The organism is Burkholderia sp. Cy-637 (assembly GCF_011753175.1).
Classification (GTDB): Bacteria; Pseudomonadota; Gammaproteobacteria; order Burkholderiales; family Burkholderiaceae; genus Burkholderia; species Burkholderia gladioli.
In genome coordinates this window covers 1-16093 of record NZ_VWWC01000165.1, presented here as the reverse complement: position 1 = coordinate 16093, position 16093 = coordinate 1, and the positions used below count along the sequence as shown (strand labels likewise).

At 70.2% G+C, this 16093-nt stretch carries 16 protein-coding genes; 10 read left to right on the top strand and 6 right to left on the bottom strand.

The annotated features are described in order from the left end of the window. A partial coding sequence (locus F3J10_RS29100; protein ID WP_167243554.1) for an HPr family phosphocarrier protein occupies positions 1–1164 on the bottom strand: 1164 nt, incomplete at its 3' end. A 224-nt stretch (positions 1165–1388) separates the two neighbouring features. Between F3J10_RS29100 and F3J10_RS29095 the strand changes: the two genes are divergently transcribed. Together F3J10_RS29095 and F3J10_RS29090 are read left to right on the top strand one after the other, a co-directional pair. Continuing rightward, entirely contained in the window at positions 1389–2393 is a 1005-nt protein-coding gene (locus tag F3J10_RS29095) for a LacI family DNA-binding transcriptional regulator (protein ID WP_025101089.1), read from the top strand. A 149-nt stretch (positions 2394–2542) separates the two neighbouring features. After that, a complete protein-coding gene (locus F3J10_RS29090; RefSeq protein WP_167243553.1) occupies positions 2543–3658 on the top strand; it encodes an alkene reductase in 1116 nt (371 codons plus the stop codon). A gap of 54 nt (positions 3659–3712) precedes the next feature. On the opposite strand, the gene F3J10_RS29085 is transcribed toward F3J10_RS29090, so the two are convergent. After that, positions 3713–5248: an aldehyde dehydrogenase family protein gene (locus tag F3J10_RS29085; protein WP_167243552.1), complete on the bottom strand. Its 1536-nt coding sequence runs from the start codon at positions 5246–5248 to the stop codon at positions 3713–3715. Between the two features lie 285 nt (positions 5249–5533). Between F3J10_RS29085 and F3J10_RS29080 the strand changes: the two genes are divergently transcribed. Next, complete coding sequence (locus tag F3J10_RS29080; protein WP_167243551.1) at positions 5534–6805, top strand: FAD-binding oxidoreductase; 1272 nt, start codon at positions 5534–5536, stop codon at positions 6803–6805. 81 nt (positions 6806–6886) lie between these two features. Here the strand turns inward: F3J10_RS29080 and F3J10_RS29075 are convergent, their stop codons facing one another. Further along, entirely contained in the window at positions 6887–7900 is a 1014-nt protein-coding gene (locus tag F3J10_RS29075) for an NAD(P)-dependent alcohol dehydrogenase (RefSeq protein ID WP_166913894.1), read from the bottom strand. 97 nt (positions 7901–7997) lie between these two features. On the opposite strand from F3J10_RS29075, the gene F3J10_RS29070 reads away from it, so the two are divergent. The 4 genes from F3J10_RS29070 (at position 7998) to F3J10_RS29055 (ending at position 10532) form a co-directional block, all read left to right on the top strand. Next, a complete protein-coding gene (locus F3J10_RS29070; RefSeq protein ID WP_167234126.1) occupies positions 7998–8903 on the top strand; it encodes a LysR family transcriptional regulator in 906 nt (301 codons plus the stop codon). Between the two features lie 132 nt (positions 8904–9035). Beyond that, the gene (locus tag F3J10_RS29065; RefSeq protein WP_025100706.1) at positions 9036–9308 is read left to right on the top strand and encodes a metal/formaldehyde-sensitive transcriptional repressor; all 273 of its coding nucleotides are present in this window, start codon (positions 9036–9038) and stop codon (positions 9306–9308) included. 9 nt (positions 9309–9317) lie between these two features. After that, the gene (gene dmeF, locus F3J10_RS29060; protein WP_167243550.1) at positions 9318–10328 is read left to right on the top strand and encodes a CDF family Co(II)/Ni(II) efflux transporter DmeF; all 1011 of its coding nucleotides are present in this window, start codon (positions 9318–9320) and stop codon (positions 10326–10328) included. Positions 10329–10331: 3 nt separating this feature from the next. Continuing rightward, a complete protein-coding gene (locus F3J10_RS29055) occupies positions 10332–10532 on the top strand; it encodes a DUF1289 domain-containing protein (RefSeq protein ID WP_167243549.1) in 201 nt (66 codons plus the stop codon). A gap of 27 nt (positions 10533–10559) precedes the next feature. On the opposite strand, the gene F3J10_RS29050 is transcribed toward F3J10_RS29055, so the two are convergent. Beyond that, complete coding sequence (locus tag F3J10_RS29050) at positions 10560–11297, bottom strand: polysaccharide lyase family 7 protein (RefSeq protein WP_167243548.1); 738 nt, start codon at positions 11295–11297, stop codon at positions 10560–10562. 141 nt (positions 11298–11438) lie between these two features. On the opposite strand from F3J10_RS29050, the gene F3J10_RS29045 reads away from it, so the two are divergent. Then, entirely contained in the window at positions 11439–12131 is a 693-nt protein-coding gene (locus F3J10_RS29045; protein ID WP_166913890.1) for a TetR family transcriptional regulator, read from the top strand. Between the two features lie 62 nt (positions 12132–12193). Here the strand turns inward: F3J10_RS29045 and F3J10_RS29040 are convergent, their stop codons facing one another. Both F3J10_RS29040 and F3J10_RS29035 read right to left on the bottom strand, forming a co-directional pair. Then, positions 12194–13993 carry a phospholipase D-like domain-containing protein gene (locus F3J10_RS29040; protein ID WP_167243547.1) on the bottom strand — a complete coding sequence of 600 codons (1800 nt, stop codon included), beginning with the start codon at positions 13991–13993 and terminating at the stop codon, positions 12194–12196. A 343-nt stretch (positions 13994–14336) separates the two neighbouring features. Next, on the bottom strand, positions 14337–15098 hold the full coding sequence (locus F3J10_RS29035; protein WP_013689396.1) for a DeoR/GlpR family DNA-binding transcription regulator: 762 nt from the start codon (positions 15096–15098) through the stop codon (positions 14337–14339). A 198-nt stretch (positions 15099–15296) separates the two neighbouring features. On the opposite strand from F3J10_RS29035, the gene F3J10_RS29030 reads away from it, so the two are divergent. Continuing rightward, positions 15297–15476, top strand: coding sequence for a hypothetical protein (locus F3J10_RS29030; protein WP_025100711.1), 180 nt, complete (start codon positions 15297–15299; stop codon positions 15474–15476). Positions 15477–15730: 254 nt separating this feature from the next. Then, positions 15731–16093, top strand: a 363-nt coding sequence (locus tag F3J10_RS29025) for an EamA family transporter (RefSeq protein ID WP_167243546.1), incomplete at its 3' end; no start/stop codon positions are given.

The following is a 16093-nucleotide window of genomic DNA, read 5'->3' as shown; positions in this document are numbered from 1 at the left end:
CAGCTTCGCCGCCTGCTGCTCGGTGGCGCGATGCCAGGACCAGGCCAGCCCGTGCCCGTCGACCACCCGCCGCGCCGTCTCGTCGAGCAGCGCGGCGTCGTCGAGCAATTCGCGCTGCGCCACGAAGATCGCGCCCTCGGCCTCGCCGAGCCGCGTGCCGGTCTCGCGCGCCAGCGCCTCGAGCTCGCGGGCGGTGCTCGCCAGCGCCGCCTCGAGGCGAGTGGCGGCGTCGAGCGGATCGTCGGCGCGGTCCTCGATCTGGAGCGTGCGTGAGCGCATCAGGCGCACCGGCCCGGCCACGAAACCGGGGCCGGCGCCGACGCCCTCGATCACCGTGGCCGGATCGCGCGGCGTCCAGAGCGCCGGCTGCGCCTGCTGGCGGCGCAGCTTCGCCGCGTCGGCGCGCGCGTGCTCCTCGGCCGACAGGGCCTCGATGGTCCGCTTCAGCGCGGCCAGCGCCTCGGCCGCGTCGACGCCCTGCGCCGACAGCACCAGCGCGGCATTCGCGGTGGCGCCCAGTTGCAGCAGGCTGACGAGGTTCTTCGGATCGGCGGCGCTATCGCCGTGACGCACGCGCAGCGCGGCCTGGAAGCGTTTCGCGCAGGCCACCCAGGCGCTGGCGGGGCGGGCATGCAGGCCATGCGGATAATCGAGCACCAGCTCGACGCGCTCGGCGTAATCGGCCGGCGTGGCATGGACGATCGCGGCCGATCCTGCCTCGGGCGCCGCGCCGGCATCGCCGTCGAGCGCATCGACGATCGCCTGCGCGTCGCGCGTCGCCAGCAACCGCGCCAGCCGCGCCGGATCGCCGATCAGGCGCGTCAGCCGCTGCAGCAGCACGATGTGCTGGTCCGATTGCGCGGCGATCGCGACCACCAGGCGGGCGCGCTCGCCGTCGCGCCATTCGACGCCCTCGGGCAGTTGCAGCACGGCCACGCCGGTGCGGCGGATCAGGTGACGGTCCTCCTGCAGGCCATGCGGGATCGCCACGCCATGGCCGAGATAGGTGTTCGACACCTGCTCGCGGCCGTGCAGGCTGGCCACATAGGCCGGCTCGATCACGCCGGCCTCGACCAGCAGCGCGCCGGCCTGGTCGATCGCATCGTGGCGGGAGGCGGCCCGGGCGGCGAGCCGGACCTGCCCCGCGGTAAGCAAGGACGACATCGCGTCTCCTGACGATTCGTTGGAATGGGCGTATTGAAATCGATACCACTTTTTCCGTCAAGCCGCCCCGGAGATTTGAAAATCGGCTGAAATTCGCCGCAAGCCCCGCTAGAATGCGCAGGCACGCCTGCTTCCGGGCATCCGCGGCGGTCCAGGGCCGCTGTCGCGATCCCGTCGAATCAGGGTATTTCCCGATCCAAGAACTGAAATCGATACCAGTCGATATGGCACTACGTATCAAGGATGTCGCCGAGGCGGCCGGCGTGTCGGTCACCACCGTCTCGCGCGTGCTGTCCAACAATGGCCCGGTACGCGACAGCGTGCGCCGGCGCGTGCTCGAGGTGATCGAGCGGCTCGACTACCGGCCCAACGCGGCCGCGCGCCGGCTGCGCTCGGGCGACACGGCCACCATCGGCCTGATCGTCTCCGACGTGCGCAACCCCTTCTTCACCGAGGTCAGCCGCGCCGTGGAGGATGCCGCCTACGCGCAGGGCATGCGCGTGATCCTCTGCAACACCGACGAGAACCCCGAGAAGGAGGCGATGTACCTGCGCCTGATGGCCGGCGAGCGCGTCACGGGCGTGATCTATTCGCCGACCCACGCGGCCGCGCAGCGGTTCGACGCGAGCGCCTACGCCTTCCCGGTGGTGATGATCGATCGCGCCGGGCCGCCCGGCACCGCCGACGCGGTCACGCTCGACAACCGCGACGCGGCCGGCCGGCTGGTCGAGCACCTGATCGCGCGCGGCCATCGCCGGGTGGCGGGGCTGTTCGGCAATGCCAGCACCACCGGCCGCGAACGGCACGCGGCCTTCCTCGACGCGCTGGCCCGCCACGGCCTGGAAGGGCGCGCCGAATTCGTCGAGCCGAACGCGGAAACCGCGCGCCAGCGCGTGGGCGCCTGGCTGGGCGAGGCCGCGGCGGCGGGACGGCCCGAGGCGATCGTGGCCAGCAACGGCCTGCTGCTGCTCGGCGCCTACCGCGCGCTGCGCGAGGCCGGCGCGCGCGTGCCCGAGGACGTCGCGCTGGCCGGCTTCGACAACGACGCCTGGACCGACCTGGTCACGCCCGGCGTGACCGTGATCGCGCAGCCCGTCTACGAGATCGGCAAGAACGCCATGCAGTTGCTCACGCAACGGCTGGCGGAGCCGGCGATGTCGGCGCGCACCCTGGTGCTGCCGGGGGAATTGATCGTGCGGGGCTCGACGGCGGCGCGCGCGTCGCGATAGCCGACGCGGCGACCTCGGCCAGGGAGGAGGCCGAGCCGACGCGATCGTTCATTCCTGCCGGGAATGGCTGTTATCGCCGGGCCCCCGCTAGCGGCGCGGCACCGCTGCCGCCGATCATGGTGCATCCCTTCCAGCCCCTCGGAGCGCCCATGGATCCGCTGTTCACCCCCACCCGCGTCGGCCCCTATGCCCTGGACCATCGCGTGGTCCTCGCGCCCCTCACACGGATGCGAACCGATGCCGGCAACGTGCCTGGCGCGCTGATGGCGGAGTACTACGCGCAGCGCGCGAGCGAAGGCGGCCTGCTGATCACCGACGCAACCGCCGTCTCCCCGCTCGGCATCGCCTACGCCGACGCACCCGGCATCTTCACGCATGCCCAGGTACGCGGCTGGCAGCGGGTCACGGCCGCCGTGCACGCCAGGGGCGGCCGGATCTTCCTGCAGCTCTGGCATGCAGGACGCCAGGCGCATCCGGCCAATATCGGCGGCGAGCAACCGGTCGCGCCGTCGGCGATCCGCGCCTACGAGCAGGCGGCGATCCGCGATGCCGCCGGCCGGATCGTCGACGCCGAGCAGGTCATGCCGCGCGCGCTGTCGCTCGACGAAATCCCGGGCGTGGTCGACGAGTTCCGGCGCGGCGCCGCGCTGGCCCGGCTGGCCGGTTTCGACGGCGTCGAGTTGCATGCGGCGAACGGTTATCTGCTCGACCAGTTCCTGCTCGACGGCTCGAACCATCGCAACGACCTCTACGGCGGGACCATCGAGAACCGCGCCCGTTTCCTGTTCGACGTGCTGGACGCGGTGGTGGCCGAATGGGGCGCGAATCGCGTCGGCGTGAGGCTCTCGCCGAGCGGCAGCTACGGCACCATGTCGGACAGCGATCCGCGTGCGACCCATGCCCATGTCGTGAAGCGGCTCGATAGCTACCGGCTGGCCTACCTGCATGCGATCGAACCGCGGATTCGCGGCAACGAGGATGTCGAGGCCGATGCGCAGGCGATCTCGACCGCCGAGCTGCGCGGCTGGTACACCGGTACGCTGATCGTGGCCGGCGGCTTCGATGCCGGATCGGCCCGACGGATCGTCGAGCGCCGGGGCGCCGACCTGGTCGCCTTCGGCCGCCTGTTCATATCGAACCCCGACCTGCCCGAGCGGCTGCGCATGGAGGTACCGCTCGATCCCTATGATCGCGCGACCTTCTACGGCGGCGACGCGCGCGGCTACACCGACTACCGCTTCCACCGGCAGGCCCAGGCGACATGAAAAAGGCGCGCCTCCGGGGCGCGCCTCGATGCGGATTCGCGGCTTGCGGCGCGCTCAGACGTCGAACTTCACGCCCTGCGCGAGCGGCAGCTCGCGGCTGTAGTTGATGGTATTGGTGGCGCGGCGCATATAGGCCTTCCACGCATCCGAGCCCGATTCGCGGCCGCCGCCGGTTTCCTTCTCGCCGCCGAAGGCACCGCCGATCTCGGCGCCGCTGGTGCCGATATTGACGTTGACGATGCCGCAATCACTGCCGGCGGCCGACATGAACTGCTCGGCCTCGCGGATGTCGTTGGTGAAGATCGACGAGGAGAGCCCTTGCGGCACGCCGTTGTGCAGCGCCACCGCCTCGTCGAGCGCATCGTATTCGAGCACGTAGAGGATCGGCGCGAAGGTCTCGCGCTCGACCACCGCCGATTGCTTCGGCATCCGCACGATCGCGGGGCGCACGTAGAACGCCTCGGCGCCGGCCACCTCGACCCGCTCGCCGCCCGTCACCACCCCGCCCTGCTCGCGCGCATCGGCCAGCGCCGCCTGCATCGCGTCGAAGGCCGCGCGGTCGATCAGCGGGCCCACCAGAGTGCCCGCGTCGAGCGGATCGCCCACCTTCACCGAGGCGAAAGCCTTCTCCAGGCGCGGCAGCAGCGCGGCGGCCACCTCGCGATGCACGATCAGCCGGCGCAGCGTGGTACAGCGCTGCCCGGCCGTGCCGACCGCGGCGAAGGTCACCGCGCGCACCACTAGGTCGAGATCCGCGCTCGGCGCGACGATCATGCCGTTGTTGCCGCCCAGCTCGAGGATGCTGCGCGCGAGCCGCGCGCCGAGCACCCTGGCGACCTCGATCCCCATCCGCACGCTGCCGGTCGCGCTGACCACCGGCACCTTCGGCGAGGCGGCCAGCACTTCGCCCACCTCCCGCCCGCCGATCACCAGCTGGCTCAGGCCCTCGGGCGCCACGCCGGGATGCTCGGCCTCGAACTCGCGCACCGCGCGCGCGAACAGCGCATCGCAGGCGATTGCCGTCAGCGGCGTCTTCTCCGAGGGCTTCCAGACCACCGGATCGCCGCACACCAGCGCCAGCGCCGTGTTCCAGGACCACACCGCGACCGGGAAATTGAAGGCCGAGATCACGCCGCACACGCCGAGCGGATGCCAGGTTTCCATCATGCGATGGCCGGGGCGCTCCGAGGCGATGGTCAGGCCATAGAGCTGGCGCGACAGGCCCACCGCGAAATCGCAGATATCGATCATCTCCTGCACCTCACCCAGCCCTTCCGAGGCGATCTTGCCGGCCTCGAGCGTGACCAGGCGGCCGAGCGCGGCCTTGTGCTCGCGCAGCACGTTGCCGAAGCGGCGCACCAGCTCGCCGCGCAGGGGCGCGGGCACCGTGCGCCAGCGCGTGAAGGCGGCATGCGCGGCGTCGATCTTGCGCGTCACGTCGGCGGCGCTGTCGGTGGCGAGGGTGGCCAGCACGCTGCCGTCGAGCGGCGAGCGCGCCGTCAGCGCGTCGCCGCGCCAGGCGGCAAGATCGACGCCGAGTTCGGCGAGCAGGGGCTGGATGGACAGGGAGGGAGTCGTCGTGGCGGTCATGATGGGTTGGCCATGTATGAGGGTTCGCGTGGATCCGTGCGGCGGCGCGGTGCATGCCGGCGCCGGGCACGGGGCGGACCGGGCGGCGGCGCGCTCCGGATAGGCGACGCGCGGCGCCGCCCGGTGACGATGCCGATCGGCAGAAGATACCAGAGCCCGCGCGCGAGGATCGGCTCGCGCCGACATCCCGAGGTCCCGCGACCCGCGCGTGTTTGCCCGATCTCGCCGGGCCGCCGCTCGCGGGTTAGGATGCCGGCACGTCCCGTTCTTGCGGAGTCGCGTCAGATGCAGAACTACTACGAAGCCAGCGTCACCCGCCCCGCCGCCGACGCGCCGCTGTCGGGCCGCGTCGAGACGCGCGTTTGCGTGGTCGGCGGTGGGCTGGCCGGCCTTTCCACGGCGCTCGGGCTGGTCGAGCGCGGCATCACGGACGTCATCGTGCTCGATGCGCAGCATGTCGGCCATGGCGCCTCCGGCCGCAACGGCGGTTTCGTGTTCGGCGGCTACAGCCTCGACAACGCCGAGCTGCTGGCCCGCCTCGGCCCGGTCGAGGCGCGCCGCCTCTATGGCCTCACCCTCGATGCGGTCGACCGGATCCGCGCGCGCGTGGCGCGCCATGGCATCGATTGCGAGCTGGTCGACGAGGGCGTGATCCTCGCCAACTGGTTCGCCGACCCGGCGCGGCTCGACGCGCCGCGACGGCTGATGAAACAGGCCTTCGGCGTCGACTGGGAGCCGCTCGCCGCCGCCGAGCTGCAGCAGCGCCTGAAGACCTCGCGTTATCACGGCGGGCTGTTCGAGCGCAACGCCTTCCACTTCCATCCGCTCAAGTACGTGCTCGGCATCGCGCGGACGCTCCGGCAAGGCGGCGCGCGCATCGCCGAACGCACGCCGGTGCTGTCGATCCGGCGGCGCGGCGCCGGCCTGGTGGTGTCGACCGCCTATGGCGAGGTGCACGCGCAGGACGTGGTGTTCGCCGGCGGCGGTTACGCGCGCGGCGTGCATCGTCGCGTCGAGCGCGCGGTGCTGCCGATCGCCACCTACGTGATCGCCACCGAGCCGCTGGGCGCGCGGCTCGCCGATGCGATCGCCTGCCGCTCGGCCGTCTACGACACGCGCTTCGCCTTCGACTACTACCGCCCGATGGCCGACACGCGCATTGTGTGGGGCGGCCGCATCTCGATCCGCGAGCGCAGCCCCGAAGCGATCGCGCGGCTGCTCAAGCGCGACCTGGCGCTGGTTTATCCGCAGTTGCGCGACGTCGAGGTGCAGTTCGCCTGGGGCGGCCTGATGAGCTACGCGCGGCACAAGATGCCCCAGATCGGCCGCGACGCCGACGGCATCTGGCACGCGGTCGGCTTCGGCGGCCACGGCATGGCGCCGACCACGGTGGCCGGCGAGGTGCTGGCCGATGCGATCGCGGGGGCCGCGCCGGTGCCCGCCGCGTTCGCGCATTTCGGGCTGGTGCCGACCTATGGGCTGGCCGGGCTGGCGGCCGCGCAACTGACCTACAGCGCGTGGCAGGCGCGCGACGCACTGGCGGCACGGCGGCGCTGAGCGCACCGACGGCGTCGAGCGGCAGGCGCCGCCGGTGCCGCGCGATCCATCGCGTGCCGCCCCGCCGCGCGCCGACGCGCCTCAGCGCGGATCGATCTCGATCGCGATCTTGCCGAAATGCGTCGCGCCCTGCAGCAGGCGATAGGCCTCGCGCGCTTCCTCGAAAGGAAACACCCGGTCGATCACCGGCTTGATCCCGGCCTGCGCGACGGCACGCGCCGCGTCGGCGAGGTTCGCCGTCGAGCCGGTGTTGTTGCCGATAATGCGCAAGGTCTTCAGGTCGATCGGCAGCACCGGGATCGTCAGCTCCATGCCGCTGACGAAGCCGACCACGAAGATGGTCCCCGCATAGGCCGCCGCGTTGAGCGAGCGCGGGAAGGTCGCCGCGCCCACCGTCTCCACGATCAGGTCCGCGCCCGCGCCGGCCGTCTGCGCCAGCACGACCTCGTCCCATGCCGGCGTCGTCAGGTAGTTGATCGTGACGTCCGCGCCCAGTTGGCGAGCGCGTTCCAGCTTGCGGTCGGACGAGGAGGTGATGATCACGCGCGCGCCGGCCGCCTTGGCGAACTGCAGGGCGAACAGGCTGACGCCGCCGGTGCCGAGCAGCACCACGGTCGAGCCGGGCCGGACCCGGGCTTCCAGGATCGCGTTCCACGCGGTGGTGGCGGCGATCGGCAGGCTGGCGGCCTCGAGGAACGACAGCGGCTCGGGAATGCGCACCAGCGCGCTGGCGGGCACCACCGCGTAGTCGGCCAGCGAACCGGGGAGGGTCACGCCTCGCATGCGCTCCGACACGGCACGCGTGAGCGGGCCGGCCACCCAGTCCACGACCAGCCCCGGCACGACCCGCTCGCCCACCGACCAGCCCCGCACGCGGCTGCCGACCTCGACGATCTCGCCCGCCCCGTCCGTGCCGGGAATGAAGGACGGCGCCTCGGCGCTGCCCAGCCGCCCCGACGCCACCAGCAGGTCGAGGTAGTTCAGGCTCGCGGCCCGCTGGCGGATCAGGACTTCGTCGGGGCCGGGTGCCGGCGTGGGGACCTCGATGCAATGGAGAGAATCGAGCGACAGCGATGCCAATTGAAATGCCCGCATGGGGAGCCTCCGAATGAAATGGGAAGGCCAGATGCTAGCGGGACGACGGCCCTATAATTCGCCTCGAAAACACAACATTGCTGCATCGGGTGCACGAATGAACAGTATCGAAGCGGATCAGGCCGAAGCCTTCCTGGCAGTGCTCGAGACAGGTAGTTTTTCGGCGGCCGGGCGTCGCCTGGGGCGAGACGGCTCGGTCGTGTCGAGGCGCGTGGCCGCGCTGGAAACCCGCCTGGGGATTCGCCTGCTCGAACGCTCGACGCGCCGGGTGGCGGCCACGGAAGCCGGCGCGCGCTTCCGGGAGCGGCTGCGCTCGGCGATGGACATGGTGCGCCATGCCGAGGACGAGGCGCGCGCCATGTCCTCGTCGCCCACCGGCCTGCTGCGGCTGAGCCTGCCGGTCGCCTTCGGGCGGCTCTGGATCGCGCCGCGGCTGCCGGAATTCCTCGCCCGGTATCCCGGGATCCGCGTGGAGGTGTGTTACGCGGATCGCTACGTCGATCTGATCGCCGAGGAATTCGACGCGGGCGTGCGCATCGGCGAGATGAAGGACAGCCGGCTCATCGCGCGGCACCTGACGATGACGCGGCGCCTGATCTGCGCGGCGCCCGCCTACCTCGATGCGCGGCCGGCGCTGACGGAAGCCGAGGACCTGGCGCGACACGAATGCATTTCCTTCACGCGGCTCGTCACCCACCCGATCTGGCATCTGCAGCGCGATGGCAGGAGCCGCGCGATCAAGGTCGGCGGGCGCCTGGAGATGGACGACGCGCAGGCGGTGGTGCAGGCCGCGATCGCCGGCCATGGGCTGATCATGTCGGCCGATTGGCTGGTGCAACGCGAGCTCGCCGACGGCCGCCTGGTGCAGGTGCTGCCGGACTGGGAGGTCAAGGGCGAGACCGGCGTGAGCGTGGTGCGTGCCTCGGTCAAGCACGAGGCCGCGAAGACGCGTGCCTTCGTGGAGTGGATCGCCAAGCTGTTCGCCGTGGCGCCGTGGGCTTGAGGGGCAGCGACACGCCTCGCCCCGGATGTCATGCCGGCGGCGGCGCGCCGCTTCGTTTCAGCACGAGAAAGTATACCCCCCTACCCTATCTGGAGTAAGATGGCGCCCTGGCGTATTCAGGGAGTATCGGCCGTGAGCCACACGATTCGCGAAAAACAGAAGCTGCTGAACCGGATCCGCCGCATCAAGGGGCAGGTCGAGGCGATCGAGCGCGCGCTCGTGGAGGAGCGCGGCTGCATGGACGTGCTGCAGCTCGTCACCAGCACCCGCGGCGCGATGAACGGCCTGCTGGCCGTGGTGCTCGAGGATCACATCCGCACGCACCTGGTCGATGCGGAGCCCGACCACGGGCACGGCAGCGGCACCGAGCAGTTGGTCGAGATCATCCACAGCTATTTCAAGTAAGGGGCGAGCATGAGCAGGACCGATCAGTCCGCCGCCGGCGCGCGGCACGAGCATGTATTCCTCGGCGAGTCTCACCGGGACAACGAACGCAGGACCTGGATGGTGATCGCGCTGTGCGGCGCGATGATGGTGGCGGAGATCGTCGGCGGCAGCCTGTTCGGCTCGCTGGCGCTGGTCGCCGACGGCCTGCACATGTCCACCCATGCCGGCGCCATGCTGATCGCCGCGCTGGCCTACACCTATGCGCGCCGCCACGCCACCGACCGGCGCTTCGTGTTCGGCACCGGCAAGCTGGGCGACCTGGCGGGCTTCACCAGCGCGATCGTGCTCGCCATGATCGCGCTGCTGATCGGCTACGAGGCCGTCGCGCGCTTCTTCGCGCCGGTGCCGATCCACTTCGGCGAGGCGATCCCGATCGCCGTGCTGGGGCTGCTGGTCAACCTCGCCAGCGTCTGGCTGCTGGGCGGCGGGCATCACGGCCACGACCATGGCCACGCTCACGGTCATGCTCACGAACCTCACGACGGACATCACGATCACGACGATCACGACCGGCACGATCACCACCAGGCTCCGGCCGCCACGCATCGCGATCACAACCTGCGCGCCGCCTACTTCCACGTGATCGCCGACGCGGCGGTGTCGGTGCTGGCCATCGCCGGCCTGCTGCTGGCGCGCGCCTTCGGCTGGCTGTGGATGGATCCGCTGGCCGGCGTGATCGGCGCGCTGGTGATCGCCAACTGGTCGTGGGGCCTGATACGCGACACGGGCGGCATCCTGCTCGACATGGATCCCGGCCAGCGCATGGCCGAGAACGTGCGCCACGTGATCGAGGACCAGGGCGATACCGTGCTCGACCTGCATGTCTGGCGCGTCGGCCCCGGGCACATGAGCGCGATCGTCTCGGTGGCCACCCGCGAGGCGCGGCGCGACCCGCGCTTCTATCGCTCGGCGCTCGCGCGCTTCCGGGATCTGTCGCACCTGACGATCGAGGTCAACGCGGCACCCGCCGGAGCCTGAGCGATGGCGGTCAAATCGCCTTGCGTCGAGATCTGCAGGTTCGACGGCAAGACCGGGCTCTGCATCGGCTGCCTGCGCACGCGCGAGGAAATCCGGGGCTGGAACAAGATGACGGACCACCGCCGTCATCAGGTCATCAATGAGAGGACGCGCCGACAGGCCAGGCTGGCGCGCCCGGCGCCGCCCGCCGAGGGCCAGGGCTGAGCCGGCCTCGCGGCCGAGGCGGCCCGCTTAGCGAGTGAGCGTCAGGCTGCGCACCGCCACCACGCTCGTGCTGCCGTCCTCGCGCCTGTCCTGCGAGTAATTCCCCACCTTGAAGTACACCGGGATGTCGCGCCACGAATCGGCCGCGTATTGGAAATCGCGCGCCGCCCGGGCCGTGCCGCTGCTCACCTCGACCGACACCGTGTCGCCCACCAAGCGCAGGCGGCAGTCGATCGGCGCGCCCAGCGGCACCTGGCGCAGCAGGGCAATCCGTTGCTCCGGGTCCCCGTAATGCTGCTTGACGCCCATCACCACGTCGCCGTGCAGCCAGCGCAGCTTCAGGGCCTCAGAGCCGCCTGCCTTCTCGCCGTGGATCTGCGCGAAGATCAGGCTGCCGGTGGCCGGCTCGGCCATCACGCGCAGCTCGATGCTCTCGGCATGCACCTGCTGGCTGGCCGGGTCCATCATCCAGCTTCCGCTCTCGCGCAATTCGACGCGCGGATACTCCGAATTCGCCGAATGTCCGGCGCCGGACGGCACGCGGAACATCATCTCGCCGGTACCGCCGTCGGTGAAGAAATAGGCATCCTGATAAGTGCCCACGGGCTCGACTTCCCTGAACCGGCGCTGCTCGTCGAGCGTCTGCAGCCGATAGGACGAAAGATCGAGATTCTGTCCCGGGGCGAGACTCGGCGAGAGCGGGCCGGCATGGGCGATGCAGCTCCAGCCGAGCAGCGGGATCCATGGGATTCGGGAGGCCTTCATGCGGGATTCGAGCGCGACGGAATGGGGGAAAGCGATCATGACACAGCCGCTGCGACGCACGCGAAACGCACCCCGGAACCGCCCCGGAGCGCCGGAACCCGCGTGCTAGAATGCGCCGGATCCAGCCGCCGACACAATCACATGAAACAAGGTAGCAACACCGACGCGCCCGACCAGGGCGCGCAGCCGGCCCGCGGTACGCGCCGCGACGAATCCCGTCGCAAGTACGACCCGGAGCAGACCAAGCGCAACATCCTCGAGGTCGCGACCCAGGAGTTCTCGGCGATGGGCCTCACGGGTGCGCGTGTCGACGCGATCGCGGAACGCACCAACACCACCAAGCGGATGCTCTATTACTACTTCGACAGCAAGGAAGGGCTGTACGAGGCGGTGCTGGAGAAGGTCTACGGCGACATCCGCGCGCTCGAACTCGAACTGAACGTCGGCGAACTGTCACCCGACGAAGGCATGCGCCGGCTCGTCGAGTTCACCTTCGACTACCACGACCGGCATCGCGATTTCGTGCGCCTGGTCTCGATCGAGAACATCCACGGCGCGAAGTATCTCGAGCAGCTGAAGTCCTTCAAGAACCGCAATGTCAGCATCATCAAGACCATCGAGGAACTGCTCGCGCGCGGCGTCGAGTCCGGCGATTTCCGCGCCGACATCGACGCCTTCGACCTGCACCTGATGATCAGTTCCTTCTGCTTCCATCGCGTCTCGAACCGCTACACCTTCGGCGCCGCGTTCGGCCGCGATCCGTCGGCGCCGCGCCTGCGCGTGCGGCATCGCACCATGATCGCCGACAGCGTGCTCGGCTACATCAAGCGCTGAACCGCGCCTGGACGGCGCGCGCCTCGCGGCGCCGTCGCCCGTCCTCTCTTCCCCTGCCCGCCTCAGACGTCCTTCACCGGCGTCGCCAGCGCGATCCGCGCCTTCGCCTCCGGGCTGCCCTCGACGAAATACTTCCTCGCCCAGCGTGAATCGGGCTGCAGGCTCAGCGTCGGATGCGCGTCGGCGTGCGTGGCGCCGCCGCTGCGTTTGGCCTCGATCGCCAGCGCCCGTGCGCGGTAGTGCTCGTAGAGCCGCAGGAATTCAGCCAGATAGGTGCCGGCGATGCGACGATCGCGGATCTCGAGCAGGTTCTCGTCGTTGTAGTGCTCCGAGTTCGAGCTCATGTTGGCCGAGCCCGTGTAGACGATCGGATTCTCGCCCTCGGCATCGATCACGATGAACTTGTGGTGGATCACCACCGGCGGATACGGCGGCGCGGCCTCGCCCGGGAATACGCGCATCTCGGGCTCGAAGCCCTTGGGCACGGTGGCCGGCGAGAAATACTCGGCGTCGATCACGTCGCGCTGCTCGCGGCTGCGATGGTAGAGCGAGAGGTTCGCGAGCTGCGAGCTGTTCAGCGTCTTGCCGTCCTGCTGGTTCGCCTCGGCGGCCTGCGCGCCCTTCACGCTGATGCTGTTGACCAGGCCGAACATCATCCGCCCCGCGTCGCCGGCCGCGAAGCAGGCATCGCGCAGCGGCGCGTCGGTCGGCATGAACAGGCAGAACACCACCGAATGCCGGGCGGCCTGGATCGCCGCCACGATCGTGTCGATCTCGGTTCGCTGCTTGCCGGGCTCGGGCGAGAAGGCCACGCGCACGCTCGCGCTGCCGACCCGGGCCGGCTCGGACCAGCCGTGGCTCAGCTTCGCCGTGTCGGCGATCGAGGGATTGGCGGCCAGCGAGCGCGCGCGATCGTTGTAGAGCCCGGCCAGGATCGCCGAGTCGAAGCTGTGCAGCACGTTGGCCTGCTCGGTGATGCCCTCGGTGGTGAAGTTGGCCGAGCCGGTCAGCAGGCGAGCCGGCTGCGGATCGCCGTTCGCGGCATCGGTCACGATGAACTTGTCGTGCATGATGCGCGTGCGGTCTCGCGGCGCGAGGCTCGCGAGGTCCTTCAGCAGGTCGACCGCCGGCTGGTTCGGCGAGGGCAGCGGCGGCTTGCCGCCCGAGCGCTGGGTGAGGTGCGCGTCGTAGACGATCGCCAGCGCCTGCTTGCCATGCTGCTTGCCGAAGGCCTCGAAGGCCGGGATCGCCCACAGCGTGTCGGTCAGGTGATAGACGGCCGAAGCCGCGCGCGTGGCCGGCTCGAGCATCAGCTCGAACACCTGCTGCAGGTCGTTCGCCAGCCAGGTGCGCAGCGCCAGCGCCTGGGCGTCGCTGGGCTTGTCGTGCTGGCCCAGGCCGAGCGCCGCCACCTGCCGCGAGAAGGCCTGCGAGCTGACCACGGCACGGTTGAACCAGGTGCCGATGCCGTCCACCACGTGCTCGGGCAGCGTGATCGCGCAATGGCCGGCCTCGGCGTCGAGCACCTGCAACTGGTCGGGATGGCCGACCACGGGGTAGACGTCGTAACGGAACGACTGGCCGCGATCGGGCGGATCAATGCGCGCGTCCCACCACATGAATTTCTGGATCGGCGCCTGGTCGGTGGGCGCGTCGCGCTGCGTGTCGGCCACCGGTCCGTCGAAGGTCAGCCGGTTGGGCAGCCAGCTGCTGGCCGCGCGCGTCTGGCCGTCGGTGCTGCGAAAGCCCGGCGTGCGACGGATCGCGAAGCCGAGGAAATCGTCGCGGCTCGCGGCTTGCGGCCAGTCGAAGGCCAGCAGGACCAGGGTCGGGGACAGGTAACTGCGCACGGTGACGGACATCGGCTCGCTCCTCGGCTCGGTGGAGAGGCCAGTGTCGCGGGGCCGCTTGCCAGCGCAATGACGATGCGATGACGTTTTCGTGTCGATCGCGTGAAGACGGGGTCGCGGGAGGAAGCGCTCGATTGGGCGGTGGGTGGTGGGTAATCGCGTTGGGCCTGCGGCTATATTGCATCGATACTCGGGCGCGCAGCCTTTATCATTTCAGGCCAATGACGTCCTGTAAGCCGATGCAAGGGGCATCCCGCCCGCAAGGGTCAAGCCAAGTCTGGTAAGCGGATTCGGACCGCATGACCAAAAGCCCCGCTCAAAGCGGGGCTTTTGCTTTCCAGACGAGGCCCTTTACTCACGCATCACACACGATCAACTCGATACCGCGCGCGGCGAAGGCGCGGCGCAGCGTCTTCTCGGGCGCGCGATCGGTGACGAGGTAGCGCGTGTTCTCGATGCCGTTGATGCGCACCGGCGTGACGCGGCCGAACTTCGAATGGTCGGCCACCACCACCGCCGTGGCGGCCGAGGCGAGCATCCGGCTGCGCACCTCGGCGGCGATCCGCGAATAGTCGGTCAGGTCGCCGTCGGGCGTCACACCGCCGGCGCCGACGAAGGCGAAATCGACGTGGTACTGGGCCAGTTGCTGGATCGTGTCGAGGCCGAAGGTGGCGTCCTCGTCGTCGGACAGCTCGCCGCCCAGCAGGGTCACGCGGTTCTCGTTGCGGCGCGCCAGCGCGAAGGCGATGCGCCAGTCGTTGGTATAGACCGTCAGGCGATGCCGGTCGGTCAGCGCCAGCGCCACCGCGTGCGTGGTGCTGCCCGAGTCGAGCAGCAGCGAGGCGCCGTCGGGCACGAAGTCGGCGGCGCGGCGGCCGATCGCCTGCTTGGCGTTGGCATTGGCGGCCTCGCGCTCCGACAGGCTGGGCTCGCGGCGGTCCGCCGCCAGCGCGCCGCCGTGCGTGGTGACCACCAGGCCGCGCGTGGCGAGCGCGTTCAGGTCGCGACGGATGGTCTCGCGCGAGACGCCGAGCGTGCGCACCAGTTCGGCGACCGACAGGGCGCCCGAACGGGAAAGTTCCGACAGGATGTATTGATGACGTTGTTCTGCAAGCATGAAGCGGTCCGGGAACGCACCGAAAACCAGGGGCGGCCTATTGTAGTACGTGAACTTGACAGGACTGTGAGCATTCCGCAAGCCGTCCCCCGGCCCCTGCGCCATCTGAAACGGTGTATTGCCGACGCCGCGTGAATCGGGCGCGATGGCGTTGCTACACTCCGGGCTTGTTGATCAGGCTTGTCCATGGAGTTCCCGATGTCCGAATCGCCCGCCGCCCTCGAAATCCGCTTCCCCGTAGAACGCCTCAACGACGGCGCCGGCGATCCCTACTGGATCGACCTGACGCTGGAGGAAGCGCGACGCCTGCACGCGCAACTGGCCGGCCGCCTGGGCCTGGCGCCGGCCGAGGGCGACCAGGTCTTCGCGCTCGGCTGAGCGAGCCGGGGGGCGAACCGCGCCGCCATGGCGCGGGTAAGGCGCAAACCACCGCCGCGCCCGCGAGCGCTTCGCGTTCGCCGCGGCGCCGCCTCGATCCCTCCCTGGTTTGGCCCCGCTTTATTCCTGCTTCATTCCTGCTTCATTCCCGCCTCGCATCCCTCTGCCTCGCTGCAGTTTTTGACAAGACGCCCGGCGCCATCGCGCCGATACTGCGCGCTTTCCTCCGCTGCGCCCCACCCGGCCTTCCCCGCATGTCCGCCTTGCTCGCCGCCGCCGCGTTCGTCGCGCTCTGGTCCACCGGTTTCATCGTCGCCCGCGCAATCCACCCTTACGCCGACCCGAATCTCTACCTGCTGGCCCGCTTCGGCGGCACCGCGCTGCTGTTCGCCTTGATCGCGCTGGCCAGCCGGGCGCGCTGGCCGGCGCGGCGCGAATGGGGCCGCCAGTTGCTGGCCGGCGCGCTGCTGCAGGGTGTCTACCTCGGCGCCAGCTACTGGGCCGTGGCGCAAGGGCTGCCGGCCGGCGTGATGGCCCTGCTGGGCGCGCTGCAGCCGCTCGCCACCGCGGTGCTGGCCGTGCCGCTGTTCGGCGAGCGCCTGCCCGCGCGCGGCTGG

What these genes read in the sequence shown, in the direction of transcription:
- F3J10_RS29095 (WP_025101089.1), top strand. Translation starts at nt 1,389, where the DNA reads ATGGCACTACGTATCAAGGATGTCGCCGAGGCGGCCGGCGTGTCGGTC.
- F3J10_RS29090 (WP_167243553.1), top strand. Translation starts at nt 2,543, where the DNA reads ATGGATCCGCTGTTCACCCCCACCCGCGTCGGCCCCTATGCCCTGGAC.
- F3J10_RS29085 (WP_167243552.1), bottom strand. Translation starts at nt 5,248, where the DNA reads ATGACCGCCACGACGACTCCCTCCCTGTCCATCCAGCCCCTGCTCGCC.
- F3J10_RS29080 (WP_167243551.1), top strand. Translation starts at nt 5,534, where the DNA reads ATGCAGAACTACTACGAAGCCAGCGTCACCCGCCCCGCCGCCGACGCG.
- F3J10_RS29075 (WP_166913894.1), bottom strand. Translation starts at nt 7,900, where the DNA reads ATGCGGGCATTTCAATTGGCATCGCTGTCGCTCGATTCTCTCCATTGC.
- F3J10_RS29070 (WP_167234126.1), top strand. Translation starts at nt 7,998, where the DNA reads ATGAACAGTATCGAAGCGGATCAGGCCGAAGCCTTCCTGGCAGTGCTC.
- dmeF (WP_167243550.1), top strand. Translation starts at nt 9,318, where the DNA reads ATGAGCAGGACCGATCAGTCCGCCGCCGGCGCGCGGCACGAGCATGTA.
- F3J10_RS29055 (WP_167243549.1), top strand. Translation starts at nt 10,332, where the DNA reads ATGGCGGTCAAATCGCCTTGCGTCGAGATCTGCAGGTTCGACGGCAAG.
- F3J10_RS29050 (WP_167243548.1), bottom strand. Translation starts at nt 11,297, where the DNA reads ATGAAGGCCTCCCGAATCCCATGGATCCCGCTGCTCGGCTGGAGCTGC.
- F3J10_RS29045 (WP_166913890.1), top strand. Translation starts at nt 11,439, where the DNA reads ATGAAACAAGGTAGCAACACCGACGCGCCCGACCAGGGCGCGCAGCCG.
- F3J10_RS29040 (WP_167243547.1), bottom strand. Translation starts at nt 13,993, where the DNA reads ATGTCCGTCACCGTGCGCAGTTACCTGTCCCCGACCCTGGTCCTGCTG.
- F3J10_RS29035 (WP_013689396.1), bottom strand. Translation starts at nt 15,098, where the DNA reads ATGCTTGCAGAACAACGTCATCAATACATCCTGTCGGAACTTTCCCGT.
- F3J10_RS29030 (WP_025100711.1), top strand. Translation starts at nt 15,297, where the DNA reads ATGTCCGAATCGCCCGCCGCCCTCGAAATCCGCTTCCCCGTAGAACGC.